The sequence below is a fragment of the Kurthia sp. YJT4 genome (genome assembly GCF_030219945.1).
Classification (GTDB): domain Bacteria; phylum Bacillota; class Bacilli; order Bacillales_A; family Planococcaceae; genus Kurthia; species Kurthia gibsonii.
Genome location: NZ_CP126689.1, coordinates 2464088 through 2489664 on the forward strand (window position 1 = coordinate 2464088; position 25577 = coordinate 2489664).

Genomic DNA, 25577 nt, shown 5'->3' on the forward strand with positions numbered 1-25577 from the left:
ACACCTCCTATTTACGTAGTTTTGGATCGAGTGCATCACGCAAACCGTCACCGACTGCATTGAATGCAAAGATTGTTAATGAAATGAAAATTGCTGGGAAGATTAAACGCCAAGGTGCTGTATCAATCGCATTGTTCCCGTCTGATGCCATTGTTCCCCAACTTGCTTGTGGTTGTGGTACACCTAAACCGATATAACTCAAGAATGACTCTGTGAAGATGGCATTTGGAATTGTTAATGTCATCGTTACGATAATCGCACCAAGTGCATTTGGTACTAAGTGACGCATAATTAAATGTCCTGTACTTGCGCCAAGTGTGCGGGCAGCAAGAACATACTCTTGATTTTTAATAGATAATACTTCACCACGTACGATACGCGCCATGTTTACCCAACCTGTAATCGACAGTGCGATAATCATTGGTAGTAAACCTGGTTGTAAAACAACAAGTAAGATAATAACAACTAATAGATAAGGTACTGCTGTTAGTACATCTGCAATACGCATCATAATATCATCGACTTTACCGCCTACAAGACCAGCGATTGAGCCCCATGCAACACCGATAATTAAATCGATTACTGCTGCTGCCAGACCGATAAATAATGAAATACGTGCTCCGTACCAAATACGTGTAAATACATCACGACCTAAGTCATCTGTACCAAACCAGTTTTTTGCGCTAGGCGCTTCATTAAAGCGACCAAGAATTTCATCATATTTATAAGGTGATAACATCGGTGCAAAAATAGCCATTAAAGCAATAATTGCAATGACAATCATCCCTACTACTGCAAGCTTATTATGAGAGAAGCGAATCCATACTTCTTTCCAGAACGATACCGACTTATCGGCTAAGCGTTCACTTTTCTTTTCATCTACACCGACAATTTTGAATTTTTCTTTTGGAATTGGTTGTGTCATGATTTTTTCGCTCCTTTCAGCTTGATACGTGGATCGATGAATCCGTATAAAATATCAACAATTAATACACCTAGTAATAAGATGATTGAATAGAATACTGTCGTACCCATAATAACTGTGTAGTCACGGTTTGTAATCGATGTTACGAAATACTTACCTAATCCTGGAATCGCAAAGATTTGTTCCACGATGAAACTACCAGTGATAACCCCTGCAAATAGTGGTCCTAAGTACGTAACAACAGGTAATAATGCATTACGAAGTGTATGCTTGAATACTGTTGTCCATTTACCAAGTCCTTTTGCACGCGCCATTTTCACATATTCAGAATGATTTTGTTCTAACATACTAGAACGTGTTAATTTTGCGATGAAGCCCATATGCGTAATGGCAATTGAGAGGGCTGGTAATATACTATATGCAAAGCCATTCCAACCACTAATCGGTAACCAACCTGCTTTTAAACCGACAAAATATTGTAAAAGACCTGCCAAGATAAAGGATGGGACGGATATACCGAGTACGGCAATTGTCGTACCGAGGTAATCTGGGAATTTATTATGATAGAGTGCTGTGACAACCCCGATTAAGACACCAAGTCCTACTGCAAGTAACATCGCTTCTACTCCAAGTGTTAAAGATACTGGGAAACTTTCCGCGATCATATCGTTTGTTGAACGATCCTTATACTTCATTGATTGACCGAAGTCGAATTGTGCTGTTGAAATTAAATAATCTTTATATTGGATATACCACGGATTGTCTAAGCCGTATTCAGCATTCATTGCTTTTTCAATCTCAGGTGGTAAACTCTTCTCACTCGCAAACGGGCTACCCGGTGCGATACGCATTAAGAAGAATGTAATTGTTACAATTACGAATAATGCCACTAAAATATATCCAAGACGTTTTAAAATATACTTTAACATGTTATAGCCTCCCCTTATTTCTTAATTAAAAGATGGGCTGTTCAGAAGTTAACACTCCTAAGCAGCCCCAGTATGGTGTTCATCTGTCACCACACGCACTGACCTTACATTATGTCACTCACTTACAGACATAGCCCCTATTCCATGTCCCCATAAAACCTTTGCGTTATTACCATGATCAGCAGTTGTTATACACAATGAACAATGTATTCGCATCATTGTCACTCGATTCACCCCATGCGACCAACTTGATAATCAAAATTATTATCTTTGATTATTCACGTATGTTTACTACCCTCTTTTTTCTATACTTCTGTTAAAAATGTACTACGTTCATCTACGTTTCGTTTATGTAAAAAATATCCGTCTCTATAGATATGTAGAAGTTGCATAACTAACTTGTATAAAGTAAGTGAATAAAAAGAATAGAACCATTCGCAAATAGCATGTTATTACTATAGCAAAACAATTTTAAGAAAAAAAGAAGTTGAAAGAATATTTTCAACTTGCACACAATTATATCTTTTCTAAATTAACATACTTATTTATCCAATTCTAATTTCTCTTGTATTTTTATTAGAAAAAAGAGTTCAAAATCGTCAAATAAATAATAAATATACCATAAAATAATTATTTATAAATATTTAATTATTCAGACTAATGTTGTATGGATAAAAAATAGTTCGTACACTAATTCGTTAAAGTATTGATTTTTTAGTGTAATTTGTGTCTTTTTATCTATTTTTAAACTATAAGAATATTTTAAAAATTCGTATTTTCTTAAATAATTGATTTCTCACACAATTTTTAAGAAAAATGCTTTTTTTAGCACATTTTATTCTTTTTATACGTTTTTTTAGTTTTTTCAATATAGTAAGCCTTCAAAATATCCTAAAAATAAAAAAAGACTATATACTTTTAATATAAAGTCTTTTTTAAAAAGTAAAAGATATTTTAGATAAGCACTTTTTCACTTCAGCAAGCAAAAGTGGTTGGTTTTCACATAAATCGAGGCGAATATATAAACTCCGTAAAAGAGACTTGCAATTTTTATACAAATTCCAATAGTTCATATGTGTCATCTTTTCTTTTTGTCCTTCTAAAAATGCAGGTACTCTTTCTAAAAAATCAATGATTTTTTGCTCTGAAAAGCCTTTTTCTAACAGTAATTGAATAAAGTCTACTGTTATTTCTTCTTCATCATACTGATAGATTATCTGTGCTGTAAAAATTTTATTCATGACTGTTTGAAAAATCTGCGTATATTCTGCTGGATCTAGACGTGTATTTTGAACAATTGCATACAATGCTTCTAGACTAAAACGAACACTATTCACCCATCCCATATCCTCCGTATAAAAACGATAATCTTGTTCAAGATTAGTGTAGAGAATCACTTCTCTTTTAAGCAAATCAAATGTGTCGTGCGATAAAAAAACATCTTTTACATCTCTCTCTACTAATTCTTTAATAACATACATCGAAAATGCACGAGTCATTTTATAACGTGTGACAGTATCCCCGATTTCTTTATATAAATGTTCTTCATCAACACATTTTTTGGCTAATGCTTCTAAGGCCGATTCTGTTAGATGATATTGAACCATCTCTGACAAGAGGGGTTCTATTAACTTCTCTTTCAATTCAATATCGGTTGTTTGTATATGATCAAACATCTCTCGAACAACGTTGTTAACATCTATTTCATTCCATTCAATATCTTGTTGTTGAATTTGGATTAAGTAAGATTTCAAACTTTCTTCTGTCATGCGCGATCCCTCCCACTTTTTCGTAGGATTCAAACTACGATTTGAGTCATAACACTTTATACCTTAATAAATATTGGATTAAACACCACGTTATGACATTCTATTGAAAAGAAATTTGCTGTAAACACTTTTGAAGTGATTTTTGCGGTCTATTTAAAGCTTCTTCCATTGTTATTTCTTTCGTGATAATTTCATGTATTTCGTCAAAGTAAATAGCGAGCATATCTTTATTTTCAACTTTCCCAGAAATCAACATCGTCTTTTTATTTTTTAGCTTTGTTTGATATGCAATTTGAAAAGGCGCTTTACCTTCCAATGTTTGACGATCTGTTTTTCCCTCTCCTGTAATGACCCAATCTGCCTGTTGAAGATGTTGCTCGAATTGCTGTTCTTTCAATACAAGCTCTGCACCTGATACCATTGTTGTATTGAAGAAAGCTAATAACGCTGCCCCAATACCTCCTGCTGCACCTGCTCCTTGTTCATTCATGACACTTTTTTTAGTTTTACTTTCATATAAGCGACCCACATGATTCATATACGCATCATATTCTTCGAAATCTTCTTTTGATAATCCTTTTTGCTCCGAAAAAACATGCGTTGCTCCTTGTTCACCACATAAAGGGTTGGTTACATCGGAAGCAATCGTTACATGAAGCTCTGTAGGTATATGCATCTGGCGCGTATCAACTGTATCAATGTCATGTAGCTTAGGAATTTCCAACTTTTCACCTTGCGCGTTATAAAACTTTGCACCTAGTGCGGCAAGCATACCTGTTCCTCCATCATTTGTTGCACTCCCACCAATACCAATCACAATTTCGCTTAACCCCTTTTCAATTGCTAAATGAATCAGTTGCCCAACACCATATGTCGTTGTGATTTTAGGATTTAATTGCTCGACTGAAAGTAGCATTAAACCTGCACACTGCGCCATCTCAATAATCATTTTTCCATCTTTTATGCCATACATAACTTCTATTGGCTCGGCTATTGGATTCAGTACAGTATGGTGAAATCTTTCTTCCTCTGAAGTCATCGCCTCTAAAAAGCCCTCTCCTCCATCTGACATAATCATCCTTTTTACTTCATGTTGTGGATTTTGTTTTATAATCTCTTGTTCAATTAAGTTGGCGACTTCTTGTGAACTTAACGTCCCTTTAAATGAATCGGGTACAACTAAATAATGACTCATATCCATCCCCCTTTTTTGTAATATCTCCATCGTATCGAAAAAAGATTAAAAAAAGCAAAAATTAAAAAGAAGCCATAACATTTGTTATCACTTCTTTTCGATTCTATTTAATTTTTACGCCATACATATCATTTAAAAGTTCAATCTTCTTATTAATTGAATCTTCATACGTCATAATATAGGCGGCTGGCTCTTTTGGATTATGGTACTGTTCAATCTTACCTGTATCAGCATGAACAAACTTGCTTGAAGCCCCGCAACCGAGACCAATGATGGTTTGAACCTCTTCCATAATGGCTATATTGTATATACTTTCCTCTCCAGGCTTAGAATAGCCGATATTTTCTAAGTTGCCGACGATATTTTTTTGTCTATACAAATAGTACGGTACATAATTATTTTCAGCTGTCCATTCTTTTGCACGATTCATCATCTTCTCAGCTGTTTGACGATCCGCTACTTTGTAACGATCACGATTATGTGTCATTTCAGAAGCACGTTTGAATGAGAGTGTATGAACAGTCAATGATTCTGGCTGCATTTTTGCTGTTTCTTCAATAGAATGTTCGAACTCCTCCATTCCCTCATTTGGTAATCCAATAATTAAATCCATATTGATATTATTCATTCCCTCTTTACGAGCTAACCAAAATTTATCAATGGTTTCTTGTACAGTATGATGGCGACCAATCGCTTTTAATGTTTCATCTGTATAAGATTGTGGATTTACACTAATACGGTCAATTCCCCATTTGCGAAGTACAGCTAATTTTTCTTCAGTAATTGTATCTGGTCTACCTGCTTCAACAGTTACTTCACGAATTGTTTCAGGATTTGGGAATGAACGATACATCGTCTCATATAGCGCATCCATTTCTTCTGCTTCAATCGAAGTCGGTGTCCCGCCGCCCCAATAGACTGATGTAATCTTCATATTATTTTCAGTCAGCCACTGCCCCATTCGTTCAATCTCAATATGCAAACCATCTAAAAAGGTAGCTACGCGACCTTTTTTACGGTTACTTTGAATTGCATAAGCAGGGAATGTACAATAGGCGCATTTTGTTGGACAAAATGGAATACCAATATAGATACTCACCTCATTACCAATTGTATCTAAATCAGGGATTGTCATTAGTTGTCTTTCTACAATTTTTTCCATCAAATCTACTTTTTCATTTGATAATCTAAATTCTGTTACTAGTTTGTTTCTTATTTCCTCTTTAGATAGACCATTTCTCCTAAAGTTGTGATACAATTTGGTCGGACGCACCCCTGTAAGGATACCCCACTTCTGATAAATATTCGTCATTTTTTCAAGGTTTTCTAATAAAACGTGCGAAACCGCTCGCTTCAAGCGGATATTAACACCACGTTTATCTGCATCCTCTTCATATGTTTGGGTAAATTCACTTACAAACTGTTTATCGTCAACTACTAATGTTGATGTTGCAGAAACTGTGAAGTCCTCCGAAATATCATACATAAACGATACATGCACATCTGCCGATTCATTCTTTGTTGTTACTTTAGAATCCTCAAAGAATAAATTACAAATATGCGTAATAACACGAATCCAATCTTGTGGATACGTTTGATCTAGAGCAATCAATTTCATTTATTTTGCACTTCTTTCTTTTTAATTATTTACATACTTTTATTACACAAAAGGAGATGATGATTCATGCCAAAATTCACAAGGAAATCAATCACACATCAACTAGAGGATCATATGACAAAAGAAATACCATATGTTCTTATCGCTTCAGATTTAAATCATTCGATTCAAACACAAATTCAAATGATTCAACTGACAGTCGATGACCTAGCTATTTTACGCGTTATGCGCCCTATCGTACAAGACAATATCGATTATATTGTAGCAAACTTTTATGACAATCTCGAAAAGGAACCTTCGCTAGGTAGAATCATACGTGATCATAGTACAATCACACGCTTACAACAAACATTAAAAAAGCATATTATCGAAATGTTTGATGGTGTTATTAACGAGAATTTTTTACAAAAGCGTTATCGAATTGCTACCGTACACTCGCACATTGGCTTAGAACCAAAATGGTATATGAGTGCTTTCCAAGACTTATTAAATTATTTTTCAAATTTGGTGCAAACAACATTGTACCCATCTGAAGAACAATTTAAAATGTTAATAGCTGTTTCTAAAATTTTAAACTTTGAACAGCAAATTGTTTTAGAATCATATGAAATTCATCATCAAGAAGAATTAAAACAAGAAAATAATCGTCAAGCTGAAATGATGGGTGTAATACGCGATAACTCCGTTTCATTAAGTGAAATGACACATCAAACTAACAATGATTTAATTCATATGATGACGGTACTAAGTCAACTTGAAGAACTTTCGAGTAATAACTCCGCATTGGCGGAAGAAGTACGTGAAGCTGCTATTAAAGAGCAAGAACAATTAAAAGAAACAGAGCAAAACTCTGAACAATTGCAAGAAACGATGCATACAATTCAAGAAAGTGTTAATCAACTTCACACATTGAATAAAAAAGTGTCGTCCATCGCACAAATGATTACACAAATTGCAAATCAAACGAACCTACTCGCATTGAATGCTTCTATTGAAGCAGCACGCGCTGGCGAACATGGACGTGGATTTGCGGTTGTTGCTGAAGAAGTGAGAAAACTAGCTGAAAGTACAAAAGTGTCGCTTAGTGAGGTCGATCAAATTTTATCTGAATCCTACGATAAGACCGAAAACATTTCTGGAATTTCTAAAAATTTACAATCGTTAATTCATCAGTCAAGTGAAAAAGTAATGGCAACAGGTAGTTCATTCTGTAATATTGTCGATCATATGCATCAATTAACTGAACGAAACGATCATCTATTCCAAAGTGTTTCGGAATTAACAGCGAGCGTGAATTCCATTCAACAAAACTCTGAACGTATTCACCAATCTTCTGAAGATTTAGCTGGTATGTAAATTAAAAAATCAGGATGGGACGCTTTCCTTTTTTAGCTTTCACAAAGAAAAACTGGAACCACGCCACAGCGCGATTCCAGTTTTTCTTATGCTCATATGGGATGATGTTTTTACACGTATGACCCATCCCGATTTCTATATTCATTATTCTGCGTCTGGAATACTGTCGTATAGAGCTTGTACAGGTTTAATAATAACGCTTGTAATTTCATTAATTACAGCACTTACTTCCATTTCAGCTAATAGCATTGCATTAATTTTTTCGTTTTGTTGTGCTAATTGAGCTGTTTTTTGAGCGTATTGTAATTCTTCTTCTGATAATTCTTCACCGCTCGCTTGTTTTTCTTGTAATGTTAATTGCATTTTACGGAAGTTTGAGAATAACGCCACTGCATCAGCATCTTTCTTCACTTCTTCAATTGTAAATTCAAGTGCTGTGAATTGTTCTGTTTTACGGAATGTTGCTTCTAATTTGTTTAAATCGTCATAAATATTAACCATGTGTAAAAACTCCTTTGTATTTAAAATGCGACAGCGATAATCCCTTGCACGACACCAATGATTCCACCAAGTAAAAATCCTAGTACGGTAATCATTTTAAATTCGCGCTTTGAGATCCCAAGTACTAAATCTTCAAGTGTTTCTACCGGGAATTTATCGACTTGTTCTCTTACAACATTCTCTAAATCCATACGCGATAAAATATCTTCTAATTTATTTTCTACTTGTGTAAAGGTTGTCTCAACTAATTTTGGATATACATTGTCCTGTAACCATTTTGCACCATCTGGTAAGTAATGTACAAGCGGTAAGTCTAAACGATCTCGAATTGCTAATTGTTCACGTGCATATTTTTGAATGCGTTCCGTTGTAGAAGTGAAATCTAAATCACCTAATAATTGCGGAACTGTTTGAACTTGTAACTTATCCCACTCTTTTTGAAGTAAATTATTAAGCACATGGAATGTCGAATCCGAGCTTAAAAACTTCTTCACTTCTCTTTGAAGCATAGGCACAAGTGATGAACCATCACCAATAAACATCTGAATCATACCGCCGAATGTTCCTTTTGAGCTTAGGAAACCGTCAATTAAGCCTTTAATTGCCTGTTCTCCCTCAACTGTATCAAAGTATTGATCGCCTTTATTCAAAATGTAACGTGAAATTTCGGGAATTTTTGATTCTGCACGTTCTTTCCAACTAGCTGGTAGTAACTGTTCAACTGTCTGTGTAGCTAATACATTTTGCACTTGACCTACTTGTTGAACGATTAAATCATCTAATTTTTTCTCAATCATTTCTGGTGCATGTGAAAGTCCTGCTTGGTCTAACCATTGCTGCAGTGTTTTTTCTTCTGTGAAGATTTTCTCTTTTGTTTGTTGCCCTAACCATTCTAAAACTTTTTCACGCATCGTCACATTGAAAAACTTTGCTCGGAATGTGTCTGGCGTTAATAAATATTTTACAACTGTTTTTCCAAGTTGCTTCGCTAATTCATCTCGTCTACGTGGAATCAATCCAGGCGTAAATGGTAGTCGTTTTCCCCAGATATAAACTGGATTATGTGGACGAAACAACATTTTAATCGCTAAATGATTTGTCACACCACCGATTAATGAACCAATAACAACCATGAATAGAATTGTAATGACCGTATTCATGTAATCCACCCTTTTCTTTAAACTATCGTTATTATAACAGAGGATACTTTGTTCGGAAAATGAATCGTTTAGAAGTTTTAATTCGCTTTCCCTCCCTCATTCTGTTTATACTGAAAAAAAGGGGGATGAATGATGATTCAACATTTTACATTTGAACGATTATACGCAGGAGAAATGCCTGGTTGGCGTCTTTCTTTCTATTATAATAGAGAAAAGGTGACGGCTCTTTATCATGGAGATGGTGAAATTGAAATCGTGCAACCACAATCTTTTATCATTACTGAACAATTAAAAAAAGATATACATGAATTAATGGTCTTTCATGTATATGACCATTAAATAAAAAAGCAAACGAATCGATTTTCAACCGTTTCGTTTGCTTTTCGTTCATTATAAACTATGCTGTTTATTCCCAGACTGTAATTCATACATTTGACTATAGCGTCCACCTAGTGCAAGTAATTCATCATGCTTTCCACGTTCTACAATTTCACCTGCATCTAATACTAAGATTTGATCAGCATTTTTAATTGTTGAAAGACGGTGCGCAATGATGAATGTTGTACGACCTTTTTTCAAAACATCCATCGCATGTTGAATAATTTCCTCTGTTTCCGAGTCAATATTTGACGTTGCTTCATCTAAAATGAGAATGGCTGGGTCAAATGCAAGCGCACGTGCAAATGATACAAGTTGGCGCTGTCCAGCAGATAGTGTACTACCACGCTCGATTACAGGTTCATCTAAACCTTTTGGTAGATTTTTTAGTACACGTTCCCCACCAACCGCAACTAATGCATCTTCTATTTGTTTTCTTGTAATGCGTTCATCATTCAAACTAATATTAGATGCGATTGTTCCTGTAAATAAATACGGGTCTTGTAGTACGATTCCCATATGCTGACGAACGGTCTGTCTCGCATGATTTTCGATATTTTCACCATCAATTTTGATTGTTCCTTTTGAAGCATCATAATAACGGAATAAAAGATTGATAATCGACGACTTTCCTGAACCCGTATGTCCAACTAGAGCAACTGTTTCTCCTGCCTTAGCATCAATTGAAATGTCTTTTAATACATATTCTTCGTTTTTATAAGCAAACCATACATGTTCGAATTGTACGTGACCTTTATAACGTGCGATTTTTTCATCGCTAACGTCTTCTCCACTATAGTCTAGTAATTCAAATACACGTGTCGCTGCAACATTTGCACGCTCTAATCGCGAGAATTGATCGACGATTTGCATGATTGGGTTCATTAAACGTGTAATGTACTCAACAAATGCATATAAAATACCTACAGATGCAATCGACGTACCTGTTACTTCAAGTGAACCAAAGTACCAAACGAATGCAATGAGAATGATACTACGGACAACACCGACTAAATTGTGTGATGTAGCAGAATCTAAAAATAATAACTTATTATTGTAGCGAAAATGTTCATCATTAATTTGATTGAACTCATTCTTCATATTCTTCTCTTGCCCATATGCTTGAATAATCGTCATACCATTCATTGATTCATTCAACATACCATTTAAGTCAGATAGTCTTGAACGAATCGCATGATTATATTTCGAAGCATATTTACGGTACACAATCGACCATACAATGAGGATTGGGACAACGATTAATGCGAAGAAGCCCATCCATGTGTTTAAAGAGAACATGATAATAAAAATCCCGATTAATGTCATAAAACTTGCGGCAAATTGTGAGACAACAGTTACGAACAATTCACGAATTGCTTCGGTATCATTTGTAATACGCGACACAACTTTCCCAGCAGGTAGTCGGTCAAAATAGTTAATTGATAGACGTTGTAATTGACCATATACATCTTTACGCATTTTTTGGACAATGCGATTTGAACCGATTTGTAGCATATAAAACTGTGTATATCGGAAAATCGCAAAGATAACAACGGTTCCTAAATAGGCACCTAACATTAAATACAGTGGCTTTACTTCTAATCCAGATTTCGGCATGTTGGCAACATAATTGTCTAAAATATATTTAATAATTAATGGACCTGATAAGTCAGCTCCAACTGATATAGCAAGTAGCACAAGTCCCCAAATCATCGGTTTCTTATAAAGTAGTGCATACTGCCATAATCGCTTACGAACGGGCATCTTATTCGCCCCCTTTTACTTGTTGTAATTTGAATTGTTCTTGGTACCAACCAGGTTGTCTAACCAATTCATCATGTGTACCATATTGAATAATTTCACCATCATCGACTACAACAATTTTTTCAGCATGTAAAATTGCTGATAATCGGTGGGTTACAATAATCGTTGTTTTATCTTTTCGTTCATTTTGAATATTGTCGATAATGCGACTCTCTGTTTTTGCATCCACTGCAGATAGTGAGTCATCTAAAATAAGAATTTCTGGATTACGAATAAAGGCACGCGCAATCGAAATCCGTTGTTTTTGCCCTCCTGATAACGAGATTCCTTTTTCTCCAACCATCGTATCTAAGCCATCTGGCAGACGTTTTAAATCGTCTTCAAAGTTCGCCATACGAATTGCTCTAGCAATATCTTCTTCTGTTGCATCTGGCTTACCAAAGCGAATGTTATCACGAATTGTACGTGAGAATAGAATGTGACTTTGCGGTACATAGCCAATCCAATTCAGCACTTGCTCCTTATCTTGTAATTGAATCGCTTCATTCGCAATTTCTACGTCCCCTTCACCATGTGGATATTCACGCAATAACTGTTTCACAATCGTCGTTTTACCACTACCTGTCTTTCCGACAATCCCAAGTGTTTCACCACGATGTAATTCAATGTTTACATTCTTTAAATTAAGTGATTTTGATAATGGATATTGGAAGCTTACATCGTTAAATCTAATTGTCGTTGGTGTTTGAACGACCTTTCTTTCTTTAGGGTTCGGAACGTCTTCTTTTTCGTTCAATGTTTCACTCACACGATCCAATGAGGCATTCCCTTGTTGCATCGTATTGATTAATTCACCAATCGCCATCATTGGCCAAACAGCCATACCAAGATAAACGTTGAAAGCGACAAGACTACCTACTGTAATGTCGTTAATCGATACGAGATACGCACCGTATCCAAGTCCAATGACATAACTAAATGCTGTAATGAATTTACTGACAGGTGCGAATAAACCATTTACACGAGATACACGTAAATTCTTTTCAACGACTTCTTCGGTCTTTTGTGCAAACTGCTTTTCCATTTCACGTTCTTGCACATAGGCACGAACAACTCGTACCCCCTCGACTGCTTCTAGTACGCTATCATTCAATTCACCAAATGCTGCTTGAGAGATGGTATAACGTTTATGAATGAATTTGCCAATTTGTTGAAGTGCAATCGCTAATAGTGGTAATGGTAGTAACGCTGCAAGTGTCAGTTTCCAAGAGGTAGTGACACCCATCATAATAATGATGGTTCCAAGATAAAGCGTAGAATCAAGTAACGTCATGATGCCAAAACCAGCTGTTTCAGATACAGCTTGTAAATCATTCGTCGAACGCGCCATTAAATCACCTGTTCGATTACGTTCGTAAAATGGTGGTCGCATCCTCAAGAAATGGTCCATTAATTTCATTCGTAAGTCTTTTTGCAAGACATTTGCGCCGCCAAATAATTGGTACTGCCAAATGAAATTGACAATATACGCTGCAAATAATAAAGCGACAAGTGCGATGATATAATTCCATAACAATTCAGTAGTTAACTCTTTTGTATGAATGGCATCAATTGTATTTCCAATAATTTTAGGTGGGATGACTTCAATAATATTCGCTACCGTTAATAAAATGACGGCAGTTGTATACCTCCCCCAATTCTCTTTAAAAAACCATTTCAGTTTCGTAAATACAGAAAACATGTTTTCTCCTTCTTCCTTTTTACAAATTATCCCTTTAAAAAACAACAAAAAAAGGCGCACACCCTAAGGGCATGCGCCTATATTAGAGTATTGATGTGACACACCAATACAAATAAATACAAAATCGCTACATGTTGTCTTGTAAAGGTATGTGTCCATATGAATAGTTGTGTGTTACTGCAATTGTGTTTACTACTGTTAAGTTATTCATGATTCATACCTCCATTTTTTTATTTCACATTTCGTGTTTCTAAACAATAACATTTCGAATTCCGAATTGTCAACAATTTTTAGAAAAAAAAGATTATTACCATTTCTAGTCTTTACGTAAATATTATTTTTTTATGCCGTTTTTTCTTTATACATACAACTTTCATCCCATAAAAGCAGTTTGATGATTTGAATTTTTTCTAGTTCTATCTTATTATTAAAATACTGAACATTTTTAAACACACAGGAGGTGTACACTTTACTCTCCCCCTCATTTGGGCTAGGAGTAAAGGGATTCTTTGGAAATAGCCATACGGTTGACAGCATTCGCTGTCTTAATCGCCTGCTCTGCTTACTTTGTTGCAACGGAATTCTCCATTGTCAAAGTCAGAGCAACTCGAATTGATCAGCTAATCGCTGAAGGTAATAAAAAAGCTTTAAAAGCAAAAAAAGTTATATCTAGTTTAGATGAATATTTATCTGCATGTCAGTTAGGTATTACGATTACATCGCTTGGTTTAGGTTGGTTGGGTGAAGGTACAGTGAGCATGATTTTACGCCCTGTCTTTGATTTAATACATCTAAATGGTAGTGTGACAACTATCGTATCCTTCATTGTGTCATTCTCAATCGTCACATTTATTCACGTTGTAGTAGGTGAGCTTGCACCGAAGACACTTGCAATCCAAAAAGCAGAAGCTGTAGCTTTAACAACAGCACCATTTTTAATTCTATTCCATAATGTGATGTATCCATTTATTAAATTATTAAATTCATCTGCAAATGGTTTAGCTGCATTATTTGGTATTCGCAATTCAAATGATTCTGAAGTTGCTATGACGGAGGAAGAACTGCGCATTATTTTATCTGACAGTTTAAAAGGTGGAGAAATTAATCAATCCGAATATAAATATGTGGATAACATCTTCAACTTTGACGATCGTATCGCTAAAGAAGTTATGGTTCCACGTACTGAAATTGTTGGGATTGAAAAAGATCTAACACTCAAAGAAGTTTTTGAAGTAATGGGTGTCGAGCAATATACACGTTACCCAATTATTGACGGCGATAAAGACCACGTCATCGGTCTTGTTAATATGAAACATCTATTAACAGCTTATATTCGAAATCCAAAAGAAAATGGAGCAAAACCTGTTACAGCATTCATGCGTCCTGTCATTCGCGTCTTTGAAACCGTTCCAATTAGTGATTTACTATTAAAAATCCAGCGTGAACGTATTCATATGGCCATTTTAATGGACGAATACGGCGGAACATCAGGTCTTGTAACAATCGAAGATATCATCGAAGAAATTGTTGGTGATATTCGAGATGAATTTGATGCAGATGAAATTGCAGAAATCCGTAAACTTGAGGATGGGCATTATATCGTAGATGCAAAAGTTTTATTAGAAGAAATTAATGACATTCTAAACATCGAAATTGAAGATGATGATATCGATACAATCGGCGGTTGGTTTATGACACGTCATTTTGATGCGAAGAAAGGCGACCAAGTCTCTGAGCAAGGCTATGATTTTATCGTGCGCGAGTTAGAAGGTCATCACTTAATTTACTTAGAAATCATCAAACATCCTGAATTAGAAACAGAGTCTGATTCAACATTACTTACAGAAGAAATATAGTACGGGCGACGTTACATTAAAAAATGTAACGTCGCTTTCGTATGTCTAGATTTCTTTCAAGGAGGAAACATTGTGGACCCATATGAAAAGTTACGCAAAGGGGAAAAAGGTGCATGGCTTAGTATCATCACATACATCTTTCTCAGTTTCGCAAAATTAATTGTCGGCTATGTCGGTCATTCAGAAGCTTTACAAGCCGATGGTCTAAATAATACAACTGATATTATTGCTTCTGTTGCAGTATTAATTGGTTTACGAATATCACAAAAGCCACCAGATGCTGACCATGCTTACGGGCATATGCGTGCAGAAACCATTGCCTCACTCATCGCTTCATTTATTATGGCGGTTGTTGGTCTACAAGTATTATTTAATGCAATCAAAGGCTTTTTTGCCAATGAACATGAGCCACCCTCACTTTTAACAGCGGTTGTGGCAATCATTTCAGGTGCTGTCATGTGGGGCGTATATCTTTACAATATTCGACTGGCAAAAGAAATTAATAGCTCAGCTGTTAAAGCTGCTGCTTATGATAATCGTTCCGATGCATTTGTCAGCTTTGGTGCGGCAATTGGTATTTTTGCAGCGATTATTGGTTTCCCAATCATTGACTCGATTACTGCTGCCATTGTAGCCATTATTATTTTAAAAACAGCGTATGAGATTTTTGCTGAAAGTGTGCTAACGTTAACAGATGGATTTAATCAAACAGATATTGAGACGATTCGCACTACTGTATCAAATGTTGAAGGTGTCGTTGAATTGCGTGACGTTAAAGGACGTTATCATGGAAATATGGCTTTAATCGATGTAACTGTATCCGTTAATCCTTATTTAAATGTATGGGAAAGTCATGAAATTACGGAGAAAATTGAAGAAGCGATTCTTGAAGTATTACCTAGTTCTGTAGCGCTCGTTCATATCGAGCCTGAAGAATCTTTAAAAAGAAATTGACGAATTCTATTAAAGTTGTTATGCTAGGTCTAACTTATAAAGGGAGCAGGTGAAGTATTATGATGAATAAATATGAGATTGCGACAACTTCGCACGTATTTGGTATGCATAAAACTTTCTCCTGCCATGTAGCGCTATAATTATGTTATAGCTCTCTTTCAATGTGCGGTTAGGTTTATTGCATCCATTACGGTGCAATAAACCTTTTTTTATTACCACATTATTGGAGGAAATTACATTGACACAATTACAACAATACGGCTTTAAAGAGCCTTTTACATCTGAAGCTACAGCACTTTTAACACAAGCAGGTCACGAAAACTACTTGATTGGACGTATCACACTTGAACATAAACATAGTTATCGTATTCGCACAGAACAAGGTGAACTACTTGGAACGATTTCGGGTAAGTACGCATATAATGCATTCATGCGTAAAGACTATCCAGCAATCGGTGACTGGGTATTAGTTGAACAAATGCCGGGCGAACAGCGTTGTTTAATTCATAAACTTTTAACACGTACTTCGACATTCTCACGCAAAATGGCTGGTCTCGAAATTGACGAACAAATCGTTGCGACGAACGTCGATCTTGTGTTCATCGTTATGAGCTTAAATCACGACTTTAATGTTCGTCGACTTGAACGCTATGTACTAGCTGCTTGGGATTCAGGTGCATCTCCAGTCATTATCTTAACGAAAAAAGATCTATGTGAAGATGTGACATCATTCATTGAACAAGCAGAACAAGTAGCAATTGGCGTACCCATCTATGCAATCAGCACATTAACAGGAGAAGGAATTGAAGAGATACAAAATCTACTTCTACCACATAAAACAGCTGCGTTAATGGGGTCTTCTGGTGTCGGGAAATCTACGCTCACGAATGCGCTTGTTGAAGAAGAGAAAATGACCGTTCAACACATTCGTGAAGATGATTCTAAAGGACGCCATACAACGACACATCGCGAACTTTTTGTTTTACCAAAGGGCGGTATTCTCATCGACACACCTGGAATGCGCGAACTTCAACTATGGTCAACAGAAGGTGCTTTAGAATCGAGTTTTTCTGATATTGAACAACTGGCTGATTCTTGTCGTTTCCGAGATTGTTCACATAAAAATGAACCCGGTTGTGCCATTCAACAAGCTCTTTCAGATGGCTCATTAGAACAAGCACGCTATGCCAGCTATGTGAAGCTACAACGTGAAATTCGCTATCTTGAACAAAAGACGAATAAACAAGCACAACTAGCAGAAACACGTAAATGGAAACAAGTATCTAAACAGCTAAAAAATAAAAAGAAAAATCGTCTATAATATATAAAACCGTCTTGGACTATTTCTTTTTTAGCATTCAAAATGAAAAACTGGAACCGCACTGTGGCGCGATTCCAGTTTTTTATGTTCATATAATATGGTGTCCTTTACACGTATGTCCCAGTCTGTTTATTTTTCAGTTAAACCGTATTTTACAGCGTATAAAGCTGCCTGCGTACGATCTTGTACTTCTAATTTCGCAAAAATATTTGAGATATGCGTTTTCACCGTTTTCTCTGTAACAAATAATGAAGAAGCAATCTCTTTATTGCTCTTCCCTTTTGTCAATTCCGCTAAGACATCTTTTTCACGGCGAGTTAGTGGATTTTTAACGTGTGGCAAATGTTGTGTTGATTCTTGGTTCTGATCGAGTTGATGCGTCACTTCAGGATGCATACTATTCTCGCCCGCAATGATTTTACGAATTGTTAAAACGAGTTCATCTGGTTCAATATCTTTTAATTGATAACCTGCGGCTCCCGCTTCAATCGCTGGTAAAATATGATCTCGATCTGAAAAACTCGTCAACATCAAAATTTGAATATGTGGATACACTGATTTAATACGACGTGTCGCTTCAATACCGTCCATCTCTGGCATGACTAAATCCATTAATACAATATCCGGTTGATACACTGAAGCGAGTTCTACTGCTTCCTTACCATTTCGTGCTTCCCCTACTACCTCAATATCTTTTTGTGTTTTTAAAAAGAAAAGTAACCCTCTTCTTACAACATGATGATCGTCAGCAATCAATACTTTAATCATACAATCCCCGTTGCCAAAAACCTATAAAAATCTATAAGCAATGTTTATTTCCTGTTTCTTTGTATCTGCTTTTGCCGAAGCTACTCACATTTGATATGATACTCCACAGGCGTTAATTCGGGTACAACGAACCCTACACATTAGTAGTGTCTTGTAAGTGACTAAGCTACTAATTCTCCAAATTTAGCTAAATTTAACGCAGCATTCATATCTCTGTCTATCTCTAATCCGCAGTCACACTTGTAAACTCTATCAGATAATTTTAAATCTGATTTAATTTGTCCACAGCACGAACATGTTTTAGAAGATGGGAAGAAACGTCCAACTTGTATAAATTCAATTCCGTATTTTTCACATTTGTATTTCATTTGACGGAGAAATTCATACATCTTTTGTTTGGCTACTACTTTAGCTAAATGACGATTTTTCATCATTCCAACTACATTCAAATCTTCCATCACAACTTTACAAGGTTTGGTTTTCACTATTGTATTTGTTGCTTGATGAATGTGGTTGTTTCTAATGTTAGCTAACCGTCTGTGTAGATTTCGTATTTGCTTTTCGATTTTTATAATGTTACATGTTTTGACAAATCGGTTTCCCTCCTTATTCATCTCATATTTTCGAGAAACGCTTCGCTGTAACCTACGTAAACGTTTCTCAATCTTTCTCACTTCTTTTGTTTTGTTAATGTTTTTGAACACCATTTCATTCGAGCAAATTGCTAATTCTTTAACTCCTAAATCTACGCCAATTACTTCATTCGTTAATTCTTGTTTTACTTGTTCTTGCTCTACTCCAACAGAGATATACCAATACTTTCCGTCAAAAGATACTCTAGGATTAGTATATTTCACCCCCATTGGGACTTGCTCAGAAGTTGCAACCCATCCTACTTTCTCAATTAACACCGTGTTCTTTTTTACTTTAAGTTTCACATTATCATTATAGAAAGAAGGTTTAGATTTCTTTTTAGATTTGAATCTTGGGCGTTTCGCCAAACCTTTAAAGAATCTCTTATACGCATTACAAGCATCTTTAACAGCTTGTTTAGCTACATTATTTGACACTTCACTCAACCATTGGAAGTCCTCTTGTTTTTTAATTTGTGTGATTTCTTTTCTTAAAACATTGTCAGATAAGAATTTCAACCCTCGTTGATAATTTTCTTGTTGTCTGGCTAATGTCCAATTGTATACCCATCTTGCCACACCAGTAGATTTCCATAACTGAATTTCTTGTTCTTTAGTTGGTTTAATTCGTATCTTCTTTGTTAGTATCATTCTCTTTCAACTCCTTAATTAATTTCTTAGCCTTATTCGCCCGTCTCCCTTGTAATTTGCAACTAAATATAGTAACAATTTGAATTAAATCTTCGACCAACTCTTGATTATCTGTCTTTGGAGTATTGTCGATAACCTCAATCTTTGTTCCGTATTTAGCAAATAAATTTTCCAAGAGTTCAAATCCGAATTGTAATAACCTATCTTTGTATAAAACTACAACTCGATCTACTTTGTAATTTAGGACTAAATCAATAACATCATTTAACCCTTTTTTGTTGTAGTTTATACCACTACCTATATCTTTCACAATCTTAAATGGATTACCTTGAGACAGTAAGTATGATTCCATGTTTTCCACTTGTCTCTGCAAATCATCCTTTTGCTTATGAGAAGATACTCGACAGTAGCCGATAGTTATTCTCGATTCTGATTCAGGAGAATGTAAACCAAGAAAATATTCAAGTTGTTGTTGAGAGTAATAACGGTGTCCAGAAGGTGCAGTATATTGAGGTTTTAATTTATTTGTCTTATCCCAATTTCTTAAAGTCTGAACTGTTACTCCGATTTCTTTAGCGAATTGACCAATACTATATTTTTTCATACATTACATTCTCCTTTGAATTAGTGGATAATTCTATTATGTTATGAAATGTATGAAAAACCAATAGTTTTTTATAGATATTTATATATTTATTCTAACTGTTTGTTACCTCCTTAATAAGGTAGTCGAATTAATATTTCCGTCCCTTTTCCAATATCACTCACCCAGTCAATCGTTCCTCCAAGTGCTTCTGTACGATCACGCATACTTTGTAAACCAAGTGAAGGAAGTGCAATAGACGAATCTACTGAGAAACCACGACCATCATCTTTAATAACAAGTAAAATATCACTATGCGTTACACGAATAATGATTTGAGCTTGTTTTACACCTGCATGTTTTCGTACATTATTCAAAGCTTCTTGTGCAATCCGGAATAATGCTTCCTCAATTTTAGAAGGGAACTGTAATACACCTGATACTTTTACATCAAGTGTGATACCAAGCATTTCAGCATAACCTTTTAGTGCTTCAAGTAACCCTGTTTCTAATCCTTTAGGACGAAGTTGCCAAATGAGTGCGCGCATCTCTGTTAAAGCCTCTTGTGTAAGTGACTGAATTTCTGCAAATGTCTCTTTTACTAACGGTTCATCTGTCATTTCGATGCCTGCACGAGAAGTCAGTGTGACAGAAAAGAGTAGCTGATTAACTGAATCATGTAAGTCACGTGCTAGTCGATTTCGTTCCTGTGCAAGTGCAACGTCTTTTTCTTGTTTTGTAAGTAAAATACGCTTAATTGCTGAGCCAATTTGGAACGCAATCGACTCTAATAATGCAAGGTCATCATCTGAAAAACGTACCGTATTAGGAGATGCAACATTTAATAATCCGAACTTTTCAGGTCCTGACTGTAATGGAACCGTCGCATGATGAGTAATTGCATCATGTGCTTCATTAGAATGCTTATTCGCAAGTTCAATGCGCTGACATTCTATAATGTTTGATGCTTTCTCTAGTTCATTATTATGGTATTTCGATAAACACCAACAACCACCCTTACATAGATAGCGACACCCCTCTTGTTCTAAATTATTCGGCAAGTTGGCTTCGGCAATTAGTTCATGACGACGACGATCTTTAATAAGAAAGATCCATCCCGTTTCAAACTTCGTGCCTTCAAGTAACTTCTCTAGTGCTAATTGAAGCATTTGTTTCATTTCAGTTTCTTCATTTAATAATTCTGCAATTTCTTTCAATAATGCGATATTTGAATGGTCTGCTTTCGTCAAAGTACCACCCTCCGTTCTATACTACCTTCTATTGTACATGGAAATGCCCTTTTCTCCTATGCGAATCCTTTCATACTTTTGACGGGTATTATAAGAGTAAACCAACAAAAAAACTTTGAATTTGAGAGAATTGTATTTTACAATGTTTGTAAAAGCCTTTATACTCAAGTAGGAAAATAATGTAGAACTAGGAGAATTTCAATGTCTAAAAAAATAGAATATAGTATGTTATTTATGTGGGTTGTATCACTTGTAGCGATGATGGGTTCTCTATTCTTCTCTGAAGTGATGAAATATGAGCCTTGTACATTTTGTTGGTACCAGCGTATTTTAATGTATCCACTCGTATTGATTATTGGAATTGCGTATATTCAGCGTAATGCACAGATTGCTGTTACTACACTTGTCTTTTCATGTATCGGTGCATTGGTAGCATTTTATCATTATGGTATGCAAAAAATACCATTTTTACATGATAATGCAATAGCTTGTGGACGTGTACCATGTACAGGAGAATATATTAACTGGCTTGGTTTTATTACGATTCCTTTCTTGTCACTTACTGCATTTGTATTGATTTTCATCACAAGTATCTTTATCTTTAAACAAGGAAAGAAGGAGGAAATGTAATGGCAAAAAAGAAAACGAATGTCCCTAAGAAAAAAAATAATGCTGGAATTCTAATTATTATTGCTTTAATTATTGTAGCTATTTTTGCAGCTTTATTATTACTTAATAAAAGTTCAAATGATAAAAAAGAAGAAGGTTCTTCACTATACGGAGACCATAAAATTAAAACACAATCAACAATCGATCAATTAGATGATGAAAATTATCAAAATATCATCTTACCAGATGCCTTAAAAGAAAAAATTGATAGTGGTGAAGGAACTTACGCTTACTTCTTCTCACCTGAATGTGTACATTGTCAAAAAGTAACACCAGAGTTAATGCCTTTAGCAGATGAAGCAAAAGTCCATATTAACCAATATAATGTTTTAGAGTTTGAACAAGGTTGGCAAGATTATAACTTGGCAGCGACACCTACACTTGCTTATTTCAAAGACGGTAAAGAAGTTGGTCGTCTTGTCGGTGAACAACCAAAAGAAGCATTTGTGAAGTTTTTTGAGGATATGAAAAAACAATAGAATTCATTGGAGAGGAATCGCCTGTATATGCGGTTCCTTTTCTTCTGATATGCTATAAAAAGGGGTTATACATATGTTCGGAACGATTTTTAATTGTTGCATGATTTTGATTGGTAGTACTATCGGAAGCTTAATGAATAAAGGGCTAAAAGAACGTTATCAAACGATTTTGCTACAAGCGATGGGATTTGCTGCTGTCGCACTTGGTATTAATGCAGTAACACAATACTTACCCAAAAGTGAAGAACCTGTTCTCTTCATCGTTAGTTTAGCGATTGGTGCAGTAATTGGTGAAAAAATCGACATTGAAGTACGTTTCAATCGATTTGTTGGACGCTTTTCAGATGGGCCACTCGCAAAAGGTCTATCTACAGCTATTCTTTTATTCTGTATTGGTACATTATCCATTCTCGGTCCTATTAATAGCGCCTTACAAGGTGACCATACATACTTAATTACAAATGGTATTTTAGACGGTGTAACGTCGCTCGTACTCGCTTCTACATTCGGTTTTGGCATCGCATTATCCGCAGTGGTACTCTTTTTATGGCAGGGCTTCTTCTATGTGATGGCTTTATTTTTAAATGACTTTATGACGGAGTCTTTATTAACTGAAATCTCGATTATCGGAGGCATTCTTATTTTTGCGACTGGTTTGAGTATTTTAGGAATTAAAAACTTAAAAAGTCTTAATATGTTACCTGCCCTTTTAATACCTCCAGTTTACTTAACTTTTAAACATCTTTTCTTATAAAATGAAATGAAGGGTTACGCTTTTGAGCGTAACCCTTCATTTTTTTATTTTTTCAGATGGAATGTATCCGGATGTGAGCCATAACGCTCATCTCGATTTAACATGTCAATCGCTTGCATATCTTCAGTAGTTAGTTCGAAATCAAAGACATCCGCGTTTTGTTGAATACGTACTTCTTTTACAGACTTCGGAATGACGATTAAGTCATGTTGTAAATGCCATCGAATAATCACTTGTGCTGCTGATTTACCGTATTTTTCTCCGAGCTTCACAATTGCTTCATCTTTTAATACGCGACCACGACCAAGTGGTGACCATGATGTAATGGCAATATTATGTTGTTTTGCAAAATCACGATTCTTTTGTTGAATCAAATGAGGATGTAGCTCGATTTGATTCACCATTGGTTGTACATTCGCTGTCGCTAATAACTTCTCAAGATGATGCGGTTCGTGATTTGATACACCTGTAGCGCGAATTAATTTTTCATCGTATAAGCGTTCAATCGCACGATAAGTATCTATATATAATTCAGGAACCGGCCAATGCGTTAAATATAAATCTAAATAATCCATATCTAATTTCTTTAGACTTGTCTCAAATGCTCGTAACGTTTGGTCGTATCCTTGATCGGTATTCCAAACTTTCGAGGTGATGAATAATTCCTCACGCTTCTTTTTTGAATCGCGTACAGCTTGTCCTACTTGTTCCTCGTTATCATATAAAGCAGCTGTATCAATCGCAATGTATCCTGCTTCAAGGGCATGTGACATGGCACTATATGCTTCATCTGGATTCGTCATTTTATATACACCTAAACCAAAACGTGGCATTTCAACACCATTTACTAACTTTTTCGTTGAATGTAGATTTAACAAATGCTCTCACTCCTTTTCTACAGTATACCCCTATTGTCACATTATTTCGAGAATACTTATTTTTTCAGTACACCTTGCTTTTTCACCTCTTAGCGAATATTATAGACGTTGTCAAAAAAATCGTTCGGCTTTAAGGAGTTATTATTATGTTTAAATTAAAAGAAAATGGAACGTCTGTTAGAACAGAGCTTGTTGCTGGTCTTACAACGTTTTTAACAATGGTTTATATTATTATCGTCAATCCGACAATTTTAAGTGCAGCAGGTGTACCGAGCCAACAAGTGTTCATGGCGACAATCATTGCCGCAGTATTCGGTACATTGTGGATGGCTCTAGTTGCCAATTATCCAATTGCGATTGCACCAGGTATGGGTTTAAACGCTTTCTTCACGTATTCAGTTGTTCAAGCATCAAATGGTGAATTACATTATACAACTGCTTTTGCTTCTGTATTTATCGCCGGTATTTTATTCATTATTTTATCCTTAACACCTCTTCGCTCTAAATTAATTACAGCGATTCCGAATAATTTAAAATTAGCGATTACTGCTGGTATTGGTTTATTTATTTCGTTCTTAGGATTACGTATGGCAGGTGTCGTTGTAGACGATCCAACAAACTTAATTAAATTAGGTGATTTAACAAGTCCAAGTGTGCTATTAACACTTGGTGGTCTTATTATTACAGCGATTTTCATGGTACGTCGTGTACCAGGTGCTATTTTCATTGGGATGGTCATTACCGCCATCATCGCGTTCTTTACAGGGCAATTAAAAATTGATGAACTTGTTGCGATGCCACATTTACCAGAAGGTATTATTGTTTGGAATCCGATTGATGCTTTAAAAGAAGTTATTGCACGTAGTTTATACGGTGTTGTATTCTCATTCATCTTAGTAACACTATTCGATACAACAGGTACATTAGTTGGTGTAGCGCGCCAAGCTGGTTTAATGAAGGGTGAAACACTACCTCGCGCACGTAAGGCCTTACTTGGTGACTCATTCGGTACAACAATCGGAGCAATGTTTGGTACATCACCAACAACAGCTTATGTAGAATCATCTGCAGGTGTTGCGGCTGGTGGTCGAACAGGCTTAACTGCTTTAACAGTTGCCGTTCTATTTATTATTGCTTCATTCTTCTCACCTTTAGTTGCTTCGGTGTCAGGTGTTTCTGCCATTACGTCACCTGTTCTAGTCATTGTCGGAACATTGATGATTGCATCTGTTCGTCACATTGAATGGGATACATTTGATGAGGCACTTCCTGCATTTTTAGTGATGCTTATTATGCCACTCACTTCAAGTATTTCAACAGGGATTGCATTTGGATTTATTGCATATCCGATTTTAAAAATCGTCAAAGGTGAAGCAAAAAAAGTACATCCTTTACTTTATCTATTCGCTATCCTATTTATTATTCAACTTGTCTTTATCTAAAATA

At 35.7% G+C, this 25577-nt stretch carries 23 protein-coding genes; 9 read left to right on the forward strand and 14 right to left on the reverse strand.

Annotated elements, in window-relative coordinates; genetic code table 11:
- Positions 1-7 precede the first annotated feature (7 nt).
- The 5 genes from QN089_RS12235 to QN089_RS12255 all read right to left on the reverse strand — a co-directional run bounded on the left by QN089_RS12235 (position 8) and on the right by QN089_RS12255 (position 6436).
- On the reverse strand, positions 8-925 hold the full coding sequence (locus QN089_RS12235) for an ABC transporter permease (RefSeq protein ID WP_068451039.1): 918 nt from the start codon (positions 923-925) through the stop codon (positions 8-10).
- Entirely contained in the window at positions 922-1854 is a 933-nt protein-coding gene (locus QN089_RS12240) for an ABC transporter permease (protein ID WP_068451036.1), read from the reverse strand. The genes QN089_RS12235 and QN089_RS12240 overlap by 4 nt, the downstream gene beginning before the upstream one ends.
- 935 nt (positions 1855-2789) lie before the next feature.
- Positions 2790-3623, reverse strand: a complete 834-nt coding sequence (locus QN089_RS12245) for a DUF2785 domain-containing protein (protein ID WP_068451033.1) — start codon at positions 3621-3623, stop codon at positions 2790-2792.
- Positions 3624-3723: 100 nt separating this feature from the next.
- Entirely contained in the window at positions 3724-4818 is a 1095-nt protein-coding gene (locus tag QN089_RS12250) for a glycerate kinase family protein (protein WP_285215409.1), read from the reverse strand.
- A 103-nt stretch (positions 4819-4921) separates the two neighbouring features.
- Positions 4922-6436, reverse strand: coding sequence for a coproporphyrinogen III oxidase (locus tag QN089_RS12255; protein WP_285215410.1), 1515 nt, complete (start codon positions 6434-6436; stop codon positions 4922-4924).
- Between the two features lie 66 nt (positions 6437-6502).
- Between QN089_RS12255 and QN089_RS12260 the strand changes: the two genes are divergently transcribed.
- The gene (locus QN089_RS12260) at positions 6503-7792 is read left to right on the forward strand and encodes a globin-coupled sensor protein (RefSeq protein ID WP_285215411.1); all 1290 of its coding nucleotides are present in this window, start codon (positions 6503-6505) and stop codon (positions 7790-7792) included.
- 144 nt (positions 7793-7936) lie between these two features.
- Here the strand turns inward: QN089_RS12260 and QN089_RS12265 are convergent, their stop codons facing one another.
- Both QN089_RS12265 and QN089_RS12270 read right to left on the reverse strand, forming a co-directional pair.
- Positions 7937-8293 carry a YlbF family regulator gene (locus tag QN089_RS12265; protein ID WP_068451021.1) on the reverse strand — a complete coding sequence of 119 codons (357 nt, stop codon included), beginning with the start codon at positions 8291-8293 and terminating at the stop codon, positions 7937-7939.
- A gap of 20 nt (positions 8294-8313) precedes the next feature.
- Positions 8314-9453, reverse strand: a complete 1140-nt coding sequence (locus tag QN089_RS12270) for a DUF445 domain-containing protein (protein ID WP_087679935.1) — start codon at positions 9451-9453, stop codon at positions 8314-8316.
- Between the two features lie 132 nt (positions 9454-9585).
- Here QN089_RS12270 and QN089_RS12275 point away from each other — a divergent pair, with 132 nt between their 5' ends.
- Positions 9586-9792, forward strand: coding sequence for a DUF5342 family protein (locus QN089_RS12275; RefSeq protein ID WP_068451017.1), 207 nt, complete (start codon positions 9586-9588; stop codon positions 9790-9792).
- Positions 9793-9843: 51 nt separating this feature from the next.
- Here QN089_RS12275 and QN089_RS12280 read toward each other — a convergent pair whose 3' ends face one another.
- Together QN089_RS12280 and QN089_RS12285 are read right to left on the reverse strand one after the other, a co-directional pair.
- A complete protein-coding gene (locus QN089_RS12280) occupies positions 9844-11595 on the reverse strand; it encodes an ABC transporter ATP-binding protein (RefSeq protein WP_285215412.1) in 1752 nt (583 codons plus the stop codon).
- Position 11596: 1 nt separating this feature from the next.
- Positions 11597-13336, reverse strand: a complete 1740-nt coding sequence (locus QN089_RS12285) for an ABC transporter ATP-binding protein (RefSeq protein WP_087679933.1) — start codon at positions 13334-13336, stop codon at positions 11597-11599.
- Between the two features lie 509 nt (positions 13337-13845).
- Here QN089_RS12285 and QN089_RS12290 point away from each other — a divergent pair.
- From QN089_RS12290 to rsgA, 3 genes are all read left to right on the forward strand, one after another.
- Complete coding sequence (locus QN089_RS12290; protein WP_285215413.1) at positions 13846-15192, forward strand: hemolysin family protein; 1347 nt, start codon at positions 13846-13848, stop codon at positions 15190-15192.
- A 72-nt stretch (positions 15193-15264) separates the two neighbouring features.
- On the forward strand, positions 15265-16146 hold the full coding sequence (locus QN089_RS12295) for a cation diffusion facilitator family transporter (protein WP_068451006.1): 882 nt from the start codon (positions 15265-15267) through the stop codon (positions 16144-16146).
- A gap of 238 nt (positions 16147-16384) precedes the next feature.
- Positions 16385-17467 carry a ribosome small subunit-dependent GTPase A gene (gene rsgA / locus QN089_RS12300; RefSeq protein WP_240626049.1) on the forward strand — a complete coding sequence of 361 codons (1083 nt, stop codon included), beginning with the start codon at positions 16385-16387 and terminating at the stop codon, positions 17465-17467.
- A 129-nt stretch (positions 17468-17596) separates the two neighbouring features.
- Here the strand turns inward: rsgA and QN089_RS12305 are convergent, their stop codons facing one another.
- The 4 genes from QN089_RS12305 to QN089_RS12320 form a co-directional block, all read right to left on the reverse strand.
- Complete coding sequence (locus tag QN089_RS12305; protein ID WP_068451001.1) at positions 17597-18235, reverse strand: response regulator transcription factor; 639 nt, start codon at positions 18233-18235, stop codon at positions 17597-17599.
- A 161-nt stretch (positions 18236-18396) separates the two neighbouring features.
- A complete protein-coding gene (locus QN089_RS12310; protein WP_285215414.1) occupies positions 18397-19518 on the reverse strand; it encodes an RNA-guided endonuclease InsQ/TnpB family protein in 1122 nt (373 codons plus the stop codon).
- Positions 19490-20122 (reverse strand): IS607 family transposase, encoded by a 633-nt coding sequence (locus QN089_RS12315; RefSeq protein WP_285215415.1) that lies wholly within the window; start codon positions 20120-20122, stop codon positions 19490-19492. The genes QN089_RS12310 and QN089_RS12315 overlap by 29 nt, the downstream gene beginning before the upstream one ends.
- A 113-nt stretch (positions 20123-20235) precedes the next feature.
- The gene (locus tag QN089_RS12320; protein ID WP_068450998.1) at positions 20236-21351 is read right to left on the reverse strand and encodes a GAF domain-containing sensor histidine kinase; all 1116 of its coding nucleotides are present in this window, start codon (positions 21349-21351) and stop codon (positions 20236-20238) included.
- Positions 21352-21552: 201 nt separating this feature from the next.
- On the opposite strand from QN089_RS12320, the gene QN089_RS12325 reads away from it, so the two are divergent.
- The 3 genes from QN089_RS12325 (at position 21553) to QN089_RS12335 (ending at position 23253) form a co-directional block, all read left to right on the forward strand.
- On the forward strand, positions 21553-21981 hold the full coding sequence (locus QN089_RS12325; protein WP_285215416.1) for a disulfide oxidoreductase: 429 nt from the start codon (positions 21553-21555) through the stop codon (positions 21979-21981).
- A complete protein-coding gene (locus QN089_RS12330; RefSeq protein WP_285215417.1) occupies positions 21981-22499 on the forward strand; it encodes a thioredoxin family protein in 519 nt (172 codons plus the stop codon). Before QN089_RS12325 ends, QN089_RS12330 begins: the two co-directional genes overlap by 1 nt.
- A 73-nt stretch (positions 22500-22572) precedes the next feature.
- Entirely contained in the window at positions 22573-23253 is a 681-nt protein-coding gene (locus tag QN089_RS12335) for a DUF554 domain-containing protein (RefSeq protein WP_068450989.1), read from the forward strand.
- A 44-nt stretch (positions 23254-23297) separates the two neighbouring features.
- Here QN089_RS12335 and QN089_RS12340 read toward each other — a convergent pair whose 3' ends face one another.
- On the reverse strand, positions 23298-24086 hold the full coding sequence (locus QN089_RS12340; RefSeq protein ID WP_285216433.1) for an aldo/keto reductase: 789 nt from the start codon (positions 24084-24086) through the stop codon (positions 23298-23300).
- A gap of 191 nt (positions 24087-24277) precedes the next feature.
- Here QN089_RS12340 and QN089_RS12345 point away from each other — a divergent pair, with 191 nt between their 5' ends.
- Positions 24278-25573 (forward strand): NCS2 family permease, encoded by a 1296-nt coding sequence (locus QN089_RS12345; RefSeq protein ID WP_285215418.1) that lies wholly within the window; start codon positions 24278-24280, stop codon positions 25571-25573.
- Positions 25574-25577: the final 4 nt, after the last annotated feature.

What these genes read in the sequence shown, in the direction of transcription:
- QN089_RS12340 (WP_285216433.1), bottom strand. Translation starts at nt 24,086, where the DNA reads ATGCCACGTTTTGGTTTAGGTGTATATAAAATGACGAATCCAGATGAA.
- QN089_RS12315 (WP_285215415.1), bottom strand. Translation starts at nt 20,122, where the DNA reads ATGAAAAAATATAGTATTGGTCAATTCGCTAAAGAAATCGGAGTAACA.
- QN089_RS12265 (WP_068451021.1), bottom strand. Translation starts at nt 8,293, where the DNA reads ATGGTTAATATTTATGACGATTTAAACAAATTAGAAGCAACATTCCGT.
- QN089_RS12235 (WP_068451039.1), bottom strand. Translation starts at nt 925, where the DNA reads ATGACACAACCAATTCCAAAAGAAAAATTCAAAATTGTCGGTGTAGAT.
- QN089_RS12345 (WP_285215418.1), top strand. Translation starts at nt 24,278, where the DNA reads ATGTTTAAATTAAAAGAAAATGGAACGTCTGTTAGAACAGAGCTTGTT.
- QN089_RS12245 (WP_068451033.1), bottom strand. Translation starts at nt 3,623, where the DNA reads ATGACAGAAGAAAGTTTGAAATCTTACTTAATCCAAATTCAACAACAA.
- QN089_RS12250 (WP_285215409.1), bottom strand. Translation starts at nt 4,818, where the DNA reads ATGAGTCATTATTTAGTTGTACCCGATTCATTTAAAGGGACGTTAAGT.
- QN089_RS12280 (WP_285215412.1), bottom strand. Translation starts at nt 11,595, where the DNA reads ATGCCCGTTCGTAAGCGATTATGGCAGTATGCACTACTTTATAAGAAA.
- QN089_RS12255 (WP_285215410.1), bottom strand. Translation starts at nt 6,436, where the DNA reads ATGAAATTGATTGCTCTAGATCAAACGTATCCACAAGATTGGATTCGT.
- QN089_RS12270 (WP_087679935.1), bottom strand. Translation starts at nt 9,453, where the DNA reads ATGAATACGGTCATTACAATTCTATTCATGGTTGTTATTGGTTCATTA.
- QN089_RS12305 (WP_068451001.1), bottom strand. Translation starts at nt 18,235, where the DNA reads ATGATTAAAGTATTGATTGCTGACGATCATCATGTTGTAAGAAGAGGG.
- QN089_RS12285 (WP_087679933.1), bottom strand. Translation starts at nt 13,336, where the DNA reads ATGTTTTCTGTATTTACGAAACTGAAATGGTTTTTTAAAGAGAATTGG.
- QN089_RS12275 (WP_068451017.1), top strand. Translation starts at nt 9,586, where the DNA reads ATGATTCAACATTTTACATTTGAACGATTATACGCAGGAGAAATGCCT.
- QN089_RS12330 (WP_285215417.1), top strand. Translation starts at nt 21,981, where the DNA reads ATGGCAAAAAAGAAAACGAATGTCCCTAAGAAAAAAAATAATGCTGGA.
- QN089_RS12325 (WP_285215416.1), top strand. Translation starts at nt 21,553, where the DNA reads ATGTCTAAAAAAATAGAATATAGTATGTTATTTATGTGGGTTGTATCA.
- QN089_RS12240 (WP_068451036.1), bottom strand. Translation starts at nt 1,854, where the DNA reads ATGTTAAAGTATATTTTAAAACGTCTTGGATATATTTTAGTGGCATTA.
- QN089_RS12310 (WP_285215414.1), bottom strand. Translation starts at nt 19,518, where the DNA reads ATGATACTAACAAAGAAGATACGAATTAAACCAACTAAAGAACAAGAA.
- QN089_RS12335 (WP_068450989.1), top strand. Translation starts at nt 22,573, where the DNA reads ATGTTCGGAACGATTTTTAATTGTTGCATGATTTTGATTGGTAGTACT.
- QN089_RS12260 (WP_285215411.1), top strand. Translation starts at nt 6,503, where the DNA reads ATGCCAAAATTCACAAGGAAATCAATCACACATCAACTAGAGGATCAT.